Here is a 12,428-nt window from a genome sequence, read left to right on the forward strand (position 1 = left end):
CTGAATTGCCTGTAGCTTAGCCTTTTGCCAGCAAGCGGCGAAAGCTTTGCAGGGCTCACAGCACAAGTTCGCAACAAATGTTGTGCAGAGTGCTTCCACAGACAAATTGCCGGCCTGCGCGAGCGCTGATTCAGGTAGAATGCGCGCCCGGTTTTTGGAGAAGCTCATGACCCTGCTCAAATTCAGCGATGTGTCCCTTGCGTTCGGCGCTATGCCGTTGTTGGACAAGGTGTCCTGGCAGATCGCCCGTGGTGAGCGGGTGTGCATCATCGGCCGCAACGGCACTGGCAAGTCCAGCATGATGAAACTGGTCAAGGGCGACCAGAAGCCCGATGACGGCTCGGTGTGGCGTGCCCCCGGTCTGAAAATCGGCGAATTGCCGCAAGAATTGCCGGTGGCCGACGAGCGGACCGTTTTCGACGTAGTTGCCGAAGGCCTCGATGGCGTCGGCGCATTGCTCGCCGAATATCATCACCTGAGCCAGAACATCGTCACCGACGCCGATCTGGACAAGCTGATGCATGTTCAGCACGACCTCGAAGCCCGCGATGGCTGGCGCTTGCAGACGTTGGTCGACAGCACCCTCAGCCGCCTGCAACTGCCGGCCGACAAGACTCTCGCCGAACTGTCCGGCGGCTGGCGTCGTCGCGTGCTGCTGGCCCAGGCGCTGGTGTCCGAGCCGGATCTGCTGCTGCTCGACGAACCGACCAACCACCTCGATATCGGGGCGATTGCCTGGCTCGAAGAGGCACTGAAGGATTTTCAGGGCGCCGTGCTGTTCATCACGCACGACCGTTCCTTCCTGCAAAACCTCGCCACGCGCATTCTCGAACTGGACCGCGGCGGCCTGATCGACTGGAATGGCGACTACGCCAGTTTCCTCGTGCACAAAGAAGCTGCACTGGCGGCTGAAGAAACCGCCAACGCGCTGTTCGACAAGCGTCTGGCTCAGGAAGAAGTGTGGATCCGTCAGGGCATCAAGGCCCGTCGCACCCGTAACGAAGGCCGCGTACGTGCGCTGAAAGCCTTGCGTGTAGAGCGCAGCGAACGTCGCGAGCGTACCGGCAAAGCCAACATTCAGCTGGAAACCGCCGACAAGTCCGGCAAGCAGGTGATGGTGCTCGAGAATGTGAGTTTTGCTCACCCGGGCGGGCCGTTCCTGATCAAGGATTTCTCGATGGTGTTGCAGCGTGGCGACCGTATCGGTCTGCTTGGCGCCAACGGTACCGGCAAGACTACCTTGCTGAAATTGATGCTCAGCGGTCTGCAACCGACCAGCGGCAAGGTTGAAGAGGGTACGCGCATCGATGTGGCCTATTTCGATCAGTTGCGCCATCAGCTGGATCTGGAAAAGACCGTGATCGACAACGTCGCCGAAGGCCGCGACTTCATCGACATCGACGGCCAGAGCCGGCATGTCCTGAGCTACCTCGGTGACTTCCTGTTCAGCCCGCAGCGTGCGCGCACGCCGGTCAAGGCGCTGTCGGGTGGTGAGCGTGCGCGGTTGTTGCTGGCCAAACTTTTCAGCAAACCGGCGAACCTGCTGGTGCTCGACGAACCGACCAACGACCTCGACGTCGAAACCCTCGAACTGCTCGAAGAAGTGCTGCTGACCTTCAACGGCACGGTCCTGATGGTCAGCCACGACCGGGCATTCCTCGACAACGTGGTCACCAGCACCCTGGTCTTCGAAGGTGAAGGCAAGGTGCGTGAATACGTCGGTGGCTATCAGGACTGGATCCGCCAGGGTGGCTCGCCACGTCTGCTGGGCGTGACCGAAAGCAAATCGGGCAAGGCTGACCTGAATTCGGCGGTGGTCACCGCTGAGCCGGCACCGGTGGCGGCGCCTGCCGCTGCGGCTCCAGCGGCGAAGAAGAAGCTCAGCTACAAGCTGCAACGCGAGCTGGAGGCCTTGCCGGGCGATATCGACGCCAAGGAACAGCAGATCGCGGCGGTCGAAGCGGAGATGGCTGAGGCCGGTTTCTATCAGCGTCCGCCGGCGGAAACCGCCAAGGTCATCGCTTCGCTGGAGCAGTTGCAGGCCGAGCTGGATGCACTGGTGGAGCGTTGGGCTGAGCTGGATGCCTGATTGATCCGGAAATGAAAAAGCCCGGCGCTCAGTGATGAGCGCCGGGCTTTTCATATGTAAGCGCAGCTCTCCTGTAGGAGTGAGCCTGCTCGCGATAGCATCCTGAAATTCGACATGTTAGTCGCTGACAGGACGCTATCGCGAGCAGGCTCATTCCTGCATGGGGCCGTGTTTCAGCGCTTCGTAAGGTGCACCGCCAGCACATCGCACGGCGCGCCGTGCAGTACGTCGTTGGCGGTCGAGCCCAGCAGCAGCGCCAGACCATGCCGGCCATGACTGCCCACCACGATCAGATCGCATTGCTCAGCCTTGGCGAAGTGATGGATTTCCTGACGTGGCTGGCCGAAGGTCAGTTGGCAGTCGGCGTCTTTGAGGTCGGGATATTTCGATTTCAGATTCTCGAGGCGTTGTTTGGACTGATCGAACTGTTGTTGTTGCAGTTGTGACAGATCCATCGGCACGTCGCCACCGAACGCCATGGCCATCGGTTCGACGATATGCACCAGCGACAGTTTGGCGCCGTTGCTGACCGAAAGCTCACGGGCGCGGTGGATCACAGGGTCGCACTCTTCGGTCAGGTCTACGGCGACCAGGATGTGGTGGTAGGGCATGAGGTGCTCTCCTGAGGTTTCAATAGTGGTAAGTATGGCTGGTTTCGAGCGCAATGGTTCCAAAGTGACACATGGCGCTCACCGAGAATGGGGAATAGAGATATGACGGTCTGGTTGGTGGTGTCAATCCTGCTGGTGGTTTTAAGTCCGCTGGCCTGGCTGCGGCCATCGCGCGCGCAAAGCGGGCGTATCGCATTGCGCGCGGAGGCGCGGCGCATTGGTCTGGCCATGCAATTGGCACCACAGGAATGGCCGCACTGGCTGACGCAGCAGCCGCCGAACCCGTGTGCACAATATTATCGGCCGCGCAGAAGCAATCAGTCGGCCTGCTGGACGTACTGGCAGAAATCGCCTGGAGTGTGGGTCAACCAGTGGCAGGAAATCTGCGAGGACCGTGCAGTGCTCAATCATTTCGAAAAATTGCCGGGCAATGTTTTCAAGGTCGACGCCGACAAGCAGATGATTGCGCTGTATTGGGGCGAGAAGGGTGACGCTGCGGTTTTGCAGGATATTGACGCAACACTGAAAGCGCTGGCATGACCTGCGGACTTTTCGCACTGCAACGGTGTGAAAAGGCCGGCAGACGCGCATTAAAAAGCCCGACATGATTCATCGGGCGGGGTTGGCCAGGCAGGCCGGAAATGTTTTTTTCGGCTAAAGCGGTTTCAAGCGCGCTGTGTATTTCTCTGTAGTCCCACCAGCGTAGCCCTTTAAACAAAGGCTGCGACGGATTAGGGCGATTTTTCTAATTATTGATTCTATGAATGGCTGGACATGCAAGTGCGTGTTGCAGGTCTTCGTCCTACAGAAATGACCGCAAAGTCGCATTTCAACCGGTATTTTGGGCGATTGACAATTGCCGGGAATTCCGAGAAGGTGACGTACCCAAATCAAACGGGCGTATGAATTGAGCGTTTGTCTTACAGACTGCTCCTACAGAATCCCGACTATCGCGTTGGCGGGTGTGCCGGGTGGATTGGCGTTAGCATTGACGAAAAAGCGTCCTGCCGAGCCATTCGCCTGCGTCCGACGTGTACTGTTCAGCTTCCATATCGTGGAGATCAGTTGATGATTTACGAAGGTAAAGCCATCACGGTTAACGCTCTTGAAAGTGGCATCGTCGAATTGAAATTCGACCTCAAGGGTGAGTCCGTCAACAAGTTCAACCGTCTAACCCTGAATGAATTGCGTCAGGCCGTAGACACCATCAAGGCAGATGCTTCGATCAAGGGCGTGATCGTCAGCAGCGGCAAGGACGTGTTCATCGTCGGCGCCGACATCACCGAATTTGTCGACAACTTCAAGCTGCCGGATGCCGAGCTGGTTGCTGGCAATCTCGAAGCCAACAAGATCTTCAGCGATTTCGAAGACCTCAACGTGCCAACCGTAGCGGCCATCAACGGCATCGCCCTCGGCGGTGGTCTGGAAATGTGCCTGGCGGCTGACTATCGCGTCATGTCGACCAAAGCCAAAATCGGCCTGCCGGAAGTCAAACTGGGCATCTACCCAGGCTTCGGCGGGACCGTGCGTCTGCCGCGCCTGATCGGTGTCGACAACGCGATCGAGTGGATTGCCGCAGGCAAGGAAAACCGCCCTGAAGACGCCCTGAAAGTCAGCGCCGTCGACGCCGTGGTTGCCCCTGAGAAGCTGCACGAAGCGGCCCTTGAACTGATCAAGCGCGCCATCTCCGGCGAGTTCGATTACAAGGCCAAGCGTCAGCCGAAACTTGAAAAACTCAAGTTGAACGCCATTGAACAGATGATGGCTTTCGAAACGGCCAAAGGTTTCGTGGCCGGTCAGGCCGGCCCGAACTACCCGGCGCCGGTCGAAGCGATCAAGACCATCCAGAAAGCCGCGAACTTCGGTCGTGACAAGGCGCTGGAAGTCGAAGCCGCCGGTTTCGTCAAACTGGCCAAGACCTCGGCTGCACAGAGCTTGATCGGCCTGTTCCTGAACGATCAGGAGCTGAAGAAAAAGGCCAAGGCCTACGACGAAATCGCCAAAGACGTGAAGCAGGCCGCTGTACTCGGCGCCGGCATCATGGGTGGCGGTATCGCCTATCAGTCGGCGTCCAAAGGCACGCCGATCCTGATGAAGGACATCAACGAGCACGGTATCGAGCAAGGCCTGGCCGAAGCCGCCAAGCTGCTGGTTGGCCGCGTTGACAAAGGTCGCATGACTGCCGCGAAAATGGCGGAAGTGCTCAACGGCATTCGTCCGACCCTGTCCTACGGCGACTTCGGTCACGTCGATCTGGTTGTCGAAGCGGTCGTCGAGAACCCGAAGGTCAAGCAAGCCGTATTGGCTGAAGTCGAAGGTCAGGTAAAAGAGGACACCATCCTCGCGTCCAACACCTCGACCATTTCCATCAGCCTGTTGGCGAAAGCCCTCAAGCGTCCGGAAAACTTCGTCGGCATGCACTTCTTCAACCCGGTGCACATGATGCCGCTGGTAGAAGTGATCCGTGGCGAGAAGTCGAGTGAGCTGGCGGTTGCCACCACCGTTGCCTACGCCAAGAAAATGGGCAAGAACCCGATCGTCGTCAATGACTGCCCGGGCTTCCTGGTCAATCGCGTGCTGTTCCCGTACTTCGGCGGTTTCGCCAAGCTGGTCAGCGCCGGTGTCGATTTCGTGCGCATCGACAAGGTCATGGAAAAATTCGGCTGGCCAATGGGCCCGGCGTACCTGATGGACGTGGTCGGCATCGACACCGGCCACCACGGTCGTGACGTGATGGCGGAAGGTTTCCCGGATCGCATGAAGGATGACCGTCGCTCGGCCATCGACGTGCTGTACGAAGCCAAGCGCCTGGGCCAGAAGAACGGCAAGGGCTTTTACGCCTACGAGGCCGACAAGAAAGGCAAGCAGAAGAAAGTTGCCGATCCTTCGGTGCTCGAAGTGCTCAAGCCGATCGTTTACGAGCAGCGCGAAGTCACTGACGAAGACATCATCAACTGGATGATGATTCCGCTGTGCCTGGAAACCGTGCGTTGCCTGGAAGACGGCATCGTTGAAACTGCCGCCGAAGCCGACATGGGTCTGGTCTACGGTATCGGTTTCCCTCCATTCCGTGGCGGTGCGCTGCGCTACATCGATTCGATCGGTGTCGCCGAGTTCGTTGCCCTGGCTGACCAGTACGCTGATTTGGGCGCGCTGTACCACCCGACCGCGAAGCTGCGCGAAATGGCCAAGAACGGCCAGAGCTTCTTCGGTTAAGCGCCCCCAACTAGAGTGAGAGTGAACTTATGAGCTTGAATCCTAGAGACGTCGTGATTGTCGACTTCGGTCGTACTCCGATGGGCCGCTCCAAGGGCGGCATGCACCGCAACACCCGCGCCGAAGACATGTCGGCGCACCTGATCAGCAAACTGCTGGAACGCAACGCCAAGGTCGATCCGGCTGAAGTCGAGGACGTGATCTGGGGCTGCGTCAACCAGACCCTGGAGCAGGGCTGGAACATTGCGCGCATGGCGTCGCTGATGACCCAGATTCCGCACACCTCGGCTGGCCAGACCGTCAGCCGTCTGTGTGGCTCGTCGATGAGCGCGCTGCACACCGCTGCGCAAGCGATCATGACCGGTAACGGTGACGTGTTCGTGGTCGGTGGCGTCGAGCACATGGGCCACGTGAGCATGATGCACGGTGTCGATCCGAACCCGCACATGTCGCTGTACGCGGCGAAAGCCTCGGGCATGATGGGCCTGACCGCTGAAATGCTCGGCAAAATGCACGGCATCACTCGCGAGCAGCAGGACGCCTTCGGCGTGCGTTCCCACCAGTTGGCCCACAAGGCAACCGTGGAAGGCAAGTTCAAAGACGAAATCATCCCGATGCAGGGCTACGACGAGAACGGTTTCCTGAAACTGTTCGACTACGACGAAACCATTCGTCCGGAAACCACCCTGGAAAGTCTGGCGGCGCTCAAGCCGGCATTCAATCCGAAGGGCGGCACCGTGACTGCCGGTACTTCGTCGCAGATCACTGATGGTGCTTCGTGCATGATCGTGATGTCGGCGCAGCGTGCCCAGGACCTGGGGATCCAGCCAATGGCGGTAATCCGTTCGATGGCAGTGGCGGGTGTGGACCCGGCAATCATGGGCTATGGTCCAGTGCCGGCGACACAAAAAGCCCTGAAGCGTGCGGGCCTTGGCATCAACGATATCGACTTCTTCGAGCTCAACGAAGCTTTCGCTGCACAGGCTCTGCCAGTGCTGAAAGATCTGAAAGTACTCGACAAGATGAACGAGAAGGTTAACCTGCACGGCGGCGCGATCGCCCTGGGTCACCCGTTCGGTTGCTCCGGTGCACGTATTTCCGGCACCTTGCTGAACGTGATGAAGCAGAATAGCGGCACCTTCGGGGTGGCCACTATGTGCATTGGTCTCGGCCAAGGCATCTCCACCGTCTTCGAACGCGTTTAAGCGTCTCGTCGATGGAAGCCGGGGCCCAGTGCCCCGGTTTTTGTTTTTGGGTTTTTTATTTTATTTTGAAAAAATTTCAGTGAGGGCCGAAGCATGCCGATACAACCTGGGCTCTACCAACATTACAAAGGTCCGCAGTACCGTGTGTTCAGTGTTGCGCGGCACTCTGAAACCGAAGAAGAAGTGGTCTTTTACCAAGCCCTGTATGGCGATTACGGCTTTTGGGTGCGCCCGCTGAGCATGTTTGTCGAGTCGGTCGAGGTTGACGGCGAGCAGGTGCCACGCTTTGCTTTGGTGCAGGTCGAACCGAGCGTTTTTGACAAGGCATGAGGCGAGGGCGCAGACAACCCTGTGCTTGACCTCACCTTGTATCAACTATATATAGCGGTGCCGCGTCAGGCGCCAACCGCCTTTCACTTCTAGAATTCAGGAATTTTCTGATCCATGGGCAAATCGCTGGTCATTGTGGAATCCCCGGCTAAGGCCAAGACCATCAACAAGTATCTGGGTAACCAATACGTGGTGAAGTCGAGTATCGGCCATATCCGAGACCTGCCCACCAGCGGTTCGGCTAGCGCCAGCAAAGAGCCAGCCGCCAAGCGTGGCAAGGCTGCCGCGGGTGAAGCTCCGGTACTCACGCCGAAAGAGAAAGCGCGCAAGCAGCTCGTCTCGCGTATGGGTGTCGATCCCGATCATGGCTGGAAGGCCCAGTACGAGATCCTTCCGGGTAAAGAGAAGGTCATCGAAGAGCTGCGCCGGCTCGCCAAGGATGCTGACACCATCTATCTCGCAACCGACTTGGATCGCGAGGGGGAAGCCATTGCCTGGCACCTGCGCGAAGCCATCGGTGGTGATGACAGCCGCTACAAGCGCGTGGTGTTCAACGAAATTACCAAGAAGGCCATTCAGGAGGCCTTCTCCGAGCCGGGCGAGCTGGACATCGATCGAGTCAACGCGCAGCAGGCGCGCCGCTTCCTTGATCGCGTCGTCGGCTACATGGTCTCGCCACTGCTCTGGGCAAAAATCGCCCGTGGCCTGTCCGCTGGTCGTGTGCAATCGGTTGCGGTGAAACTGGTCGTTGAGCGTGAACGGGAAATCCGTGCGTTCAACCCGGAAGAGTACTGGGAAGTGCATGCCGATCTCGGCACCACCAAGGGCTCGACCGTGCGCTTCGAAGTGGCACGCGAGAAGGGCGAAGCCTTCAAGCCGCTGAACGAAGCCCAGGCCATGGCTGCGCTGGAGAAGCTCAAGGCGTCCAGCTACAGCATCGTCAAGCGCGAAGACAAACCCACCAGCAGCAAACCGTCGGCCCCCTTCATCACGTCGACGTTGCAACAGGCGGCGAGCAACCGCCTGGGCTTCGGCGTGAAGAAAACCATGATGATGGCCCAGCGTCTGTACGAAGCCGGCTACATCACTTACATGCGTACCGACTCGACCAACCTCTCGGCTGATGCCGTGGCGATGGCGCGTACTTATATCGAGGAAGAGTTCGGCAAGAAGTACCTGCCGGAAGCGCCGAATGTCTACAGCAGCAAGGAAGGCGCACAGGAAGCGCACGAAGCGATTCGTCCGTCTGACGCCAACACCATTCCGAGCAAGCTGGCAGGCATGGAGCGAGATGCAGAACGCCTCTACGAGCTGATCTGGCGCCAGTTCCTCGCTTGCCAGATGCTGCCGGCGCAATACCTGTCGACCACCGTCAGCGTCGGCGCTGGCGACTTCGAGCTGCGTGCCAAGGGCCGCATCCTCAAGTTCGACGGCTACACCCGCGTCATGCCGCAAATTGCCAAGCCTGGCGATGATGACGTGCTGCCCGACATGGCGCAGGGCGACGTGATGAAGCTGATCAAGCTCGATCCGTCGCAACACTTCACCAAGCCGCCGGCGCGTTACTCGGAAGCCAGCCTGGTCAAGGAAATGGAAAAACGCGGTATCGGTCGTCCTTCGACTTATGCGGCGATCATTTCGACCATCCAGGATCGCGGTTACGTGACCCTGCACAACCGTCGTTTCTATTCGGAAAAGATGGGCGACATCGTCACCGAGCGTCTGTCCGAAAGCTTCTCGAACCTCATGGACTACGGCTTCACCGCCGGCATGGAAGAGAACCTCGATGACGTGGCTCAAGGCGAGCGCGACTGGAAAAGCGTGCTGGACGAGTTCTACGGCGACTTTAAAAAGAAACTCGAAGTAGCCGAAAATCCGGACAACGGCATGCGTGCCAACCAGCCGGTCATGACCGACATTCCGTGCACCACCTGCGGCCGTCCGATGCAGATCCGTACCGCGTCGACCGGTGTGTTCCTCGGTTGCTCAGGCTACAGCCTGCCGCCGAAAGAGCGTTGCAAGGCTACCGTCAATCTGGTGCCAGGTGACGAGATCGCGGCGGACGACGAAGGTGAGTCGGAGTCGCTGGTCCTGCGCGGCAAACACCGTTGCCCGATCTGCAGCACGGCGATGGATGCCTACCTGCTCGACGAGAAGCGCAAGCTGCACATCTGCGGTAACAACCCGGATTGCGCCGGCTACGAAATCGAAGAGGGCAGCTACCGGATCAAGGGCTACGAAGGTCCGAGTCTGGAGTGCGACAAGTGTGGCAGCGAGATGCAACTAAAGACCGGCCGTTTCGGCAAGTTCTTCGGTTGCACCAACCCGACTTGCAAGAACACTCGCAAACTGCTGAAAAGCGGTGACGCGGCGCCACCGAAGATGGACCCGGTGAAGATGCCTGAGCTGAAATGCGAAAAGGTCAACGACACCTACATCCTGCGTGACGGTGCATCCGGGCTGTTCCTGGCGGCCAGTCAGTTCCCGAAAAACCGCGAGACCCGTGCTCCGCTGGTGATCGAGATTTTGCCGCACAAGGACGAGATCGATCCGAAGTACCACTTCCTCTGCGAAGCACCGCAGAAGGATCCTGATGGTCTGCCAGCGGTGATCCGCTACAGCCGCAAGACCAAGGAGCAATACGTGCAGACCGAAGTCGACGGCAAGCCGACCGGTTGGAAAGCGTATTACGACGGTGGCAAGTGGACGGTGGAAGACAAGCGCAGCGCGAAGGCCAAGGCTGAGTAAGCGTTAGTCCGGCACTGAAAAGGCCGCATGTGAACCCTCGGGTTTTCATGCGGCCTTTTTGTTTTGTGCTTGCGGTCGGATCGGCTGATCCATGACACTGTCCGGCCTGTGTGAAGCAATTATTTCGTCGTGGAGGCTGCCGTCATGGCTCACGAACTCTATACCCGCACCAACCAGAAGATCTATTTCGCCGGCCTGTCGCTGGAAGCCCTGGCTCGCGCCGAGGAAGGACGGGCAATGAATTCGCTGGCGCTGATACAGGCCGGGCGTGAATCAACGCTCTTTCACCTCTACGGTGCTTTATTGGGGCTTTGCCATGAGATCGCTGGTTTCTATCGCCTGCCGCAGGCGAATGCGCCGCGCGCAGAAATGTTGCTGACCCGTGAAGTGCTAGAGTCGATTGCCATTCCGGAGCTGGCGGAAATGGTCGAGCTGGCGGGTAATCCGGAAACCTGGCTGGCAAAGTTGCTGGCAGCGCATTCGGCGTTGTTTCAGCCACCGCGAGTGCCGCACAAACCCAAGGGCGACGTGACGCAGCCATTGATTCAGATGATCAATCTGGATGAAGAGCAGGCGCCGGAGGAGTTGAGTCGTGAGGAGCTGGAGAGCTGGCGGCAGAATCTGAAAGGCCTGGCCATTCGTTTTCGCGAAGGCCTGAATGAATGCTGACGGCGATTGACGCGGTGGCAATCTGAAACATGCTACTGGTCAAGATCCTGAGCGAAGCCCGAATGATGTCTATATAATGCCTGCCTTTCGTGGAGAACAGACTTTTATGCCAACGTCCTTTCTAGAAATTGTCGAGTTACCAGACGGCCGAATCGAACTGCGCAGGGCTGAGGACGAAGGTTCTTTGGTGACACTGGATTTCTCCGAGGATGCCAAAGCGTTCCTGCAGGGTCAGCATGTCGAAATCGCCAAGGCGATGTTGAGCGTCGGCGTGCAAATGGCCGGCCGCATGGTCGAAGGCGAGTTTGATAAGGAAGAAGGGCCGCGGGTTCTTCATTGATCCTGGCCTGTTTTCATCATCAGGCATTACCGCTTCAGATCGGCTTCTCTATCCATGGAGAAGCCCTGCGCTTCACACAGCGCGTGTAACAGCGATCAACCCAATCGAATATTCAAACTCTGCGCATCGCCTGTACGGGCGGCGCTGATCAATTGCTGGCGCAAACTGGCGTTCAGCGGATTGAGCCAGGTCACCACTGTGTGGCTGCGACCCAGCCGCAACGCTTCGCACGCCAGTTGCTGAGCGCTTTGCGTGCCCCGCGGCTGCAATAACAGAATGCGTTCGCGGTTCAGTCCGGCGTCCCGCAGCCAGGTTTGCGTCAGACTCGCAGGTGGTGCGATCAATGTCAGCCAGCGCGCATCCTGATCCTCACTGAGTTCGCGAAGGATCGGGGCAAGAAGATTCAGGCAGTTCCCGGCAGCACCACGCAGTGACAGCTCGCTGAATACTTCAGGTTCGGCAGTCCATGGGCGCTCGACCACGTCTTTCAGGATCGGCGCCAACGGTTGCGCCAGAAACGCTTCGAACAAAGGCAGTTGTGTTTGCTGAGGGGGATGTGGGAACTGCATAAAGCCTCCTATTAGCGGCGAATGACGCCGACACTCAAGCCTTCGATCACCAGTTCCTGATCCTTCAGGTCGACTTCGATGGGAGCGAACTCCGGGTTCTCGGCAATCAGCCAGACCTTGCTGCCTTCACGCTTGAAGCGTTTGACCGTCACTTCATCGCCGATACGGGCCACGACGACCTGACCGTTGCGTGCTTCGCGCGTGGTGTGGACTGCCAGCAGGTCACCGTCGAAAATGCCGATGTCCTTCATGCTCATGCCGTGTACGCGTAGCAGGTAGTCGGCGCGGGGATGGAAAAAGGCCGGATTGATGTTGCAGGATTCTTCGATGTGCTGCTGGGCGAGGATCGGCGCGCCGGCGGCGACCCGGCCGATGATCGGCAGAGTGGAGTCGTCGGGTTTGGCTTCGAAGCCTGGAATGCGAATCCCGCGAGAAGCGCCGGGGGTCATCTCGATGGCGCCCTTGCGGGCCAGCGCCTTGAGGTGTTCTTCAGCGGCATTGGGCGATTTGAAACCCAGCTCCTGAGCGATTTCCGCGCGGGTTGGCGGATAGCCGTTGTCTTCGAGGCAGCGTTTGATGAAGGCCAGAATCTCGGCTTGGCGTGGCGTCAGCTTTAGCATATTGATCGCTCTGTCTTTTTATACAGTGACT

At 58.6% G+C, this 12,428-nt stretch carries 11 protein-coding genes; 8 read left to right on the forward strand and 3 right to left on the reverse strand.

Annotated elements, in window-relative coordinates:
- Window positions 1-166: 166 nt before the first annotated feature.
- Entirely contained in the window at window positions 167-2,089 is a 1,923-nt protein-coding gene (locus M0746_RS06335) for an ATP-binding cassette domain-containing protein (protein ID WP_208940392.1), read from the forward strand.
- A gap of 173 nt (window positions 2,090-2,262) precedes the next feature.
- Here the strand turns inward: M0746_RS06335 and M0746_RS06340 are convergent, their stop codons facing one another.
- Window positions 2,263-2,700, reverse strand: coding sequence for a universal stress protein (locus tag M0746_RS06340; protein ID WP_258448529.1), 438 nt, complete (start codon window positions 2,698-2,700; stop codon window positions 2,263-2,265).
- Window positions 2,701-2,802: 102 nt separating this feature from the next.
- Between M0746_RS06340 and M0746_RS06345 the strand changes: the two genes are divergently transcribed.
- The 7 genes from M0746_RS06345 (at window position 2,803) to M0746_RS06375 (ending at window position 11,208) form a co-directional block, all read left to right on the forward strand.
- Window positions 2,803-3,240, forward strand: coding sequence for a hypothetical protein (locus M0746_RS06345; protein ID WP_258448530.1), 438 nt, complete (start codon window positions 2,803-2,805; stop codon window positions 3,238-3,240).
- 528 nt (window positions 3,241-3,768) lie between these two features.
- The gene (gene fadB, locus M0746_RS06350; RefSeq protein WP_258448531.1) at window positions 3,769-5,916 is read left to right on the forward strand and encodes a fatty acid oxidation complex subunit alpha FadB; all 2,148 of its coding nucleotides are present in this window, start codon (window positions 3,769-3,771) and stop codon (window positions 5,914-5,916) included.
- Window positions 5,917-5,945: 29 nt separating this feature from the next.
- Entirely contained in the window at window positions 5,946-7,121 is a 1,176-nt protein-coding gene (fadA, locus tag M0746_RS06355) for an acetyl-CoA C-acyltransferase FadA (RefSeq protein WP_007910465.1), read from the forward strand.
- A 93-nt stretch (window positions 7,122-7,214) separates the two neighbouring features.
- The gene (locus M0746_RS06360) at window positions 7,215-7,451 is read left to right on the forward strand and encodes a DUF1653 domain-containing protein (protein WP_208940396.1); all 237 of its coding nucleotides are present in this window, start codon (window positions 7,215-7,217) and stop codon (window positions 7,449-7,451) included.
- Window positions 7,452-7,565: 114 nt separating this feature from the next.
- A complete protein-coding gene (topA, locus tag M0746_RS06365) occupies window positions 7,566-10,199 on the forward strand; it encodes a type I DNA topoisomerase (protein WP_258448532.1) in 2,634 nt (877 codons plus the stop codon).
- 144 nt (window positions 10,200-10,343) lie between these two features.
- The gene (locus tag M0746_RS06370) at window positions 10,344-10,868 is read left to right on the forward strand and encodes a DUF6586 family protein (protein WP_258448533.1); all 525 of its coding nucleotides are present in this window, start codon (window positions 10,344-10,346) and stop codon (window positions 10,866-10,868) included.
- Window positions 10,869-10,974: 106 nt separating this feature from the next.
- Entirely contained in the window at window positions 10,975-11,208 is a 234-nt protein-coding gene (locus tag M0746_RS06375) for a hypothetical protein (RefSeq protein WP_003226592.1), read from the forward strand.
- A 95-nt stretch (window positions 11,209-11,303) separates the two neighbouring features.
- Here M0746_RS06375 and sulA read toward each other — a convergent pair whose 3' ends face one another.
- Window positions 11,304-11,777 carry an SOS-induced cell division inhibitor SulA gene (gene sulA / locus M0746_RS06380; protein WP_258448534.1) on the reverse strand — a complete coding sequence of 158 codons (474 nt, stop codon included), beginning with the start codon at window positions 11,775-11,777 and terminating at the stop codon, window positions 11,304-11,306.
- Between the two features lie 11 nt (window positions 11,778-11,788).
- The gene (lexA, locus tag M0746_RS06385) at window positions 11,789-12,397 is read right to left on the reverse strand and encodes a transcriptional repressor LexA (protein WP_090284744.1); all 609 of its coding nucleotides are present in this window, start codon (window positions 12,395-12,397) and stop codon (window positions 11,789-11,791) included.
- Window positions 12,398-12,428: the final 31 nt, after the last annotated feature.

The sequence above is a fragment of the Pseudomonas sp. S11P7 genome (genome assembly GCF_023195435.1).
Classification (GTDB): Bacteria; Pseudomonadota; Gammaproteobacteria; order Pseudomonadales; family Pseudomonadaceae; genus Aquipseudomonas; species Aquipseudomonas fluorescens_G.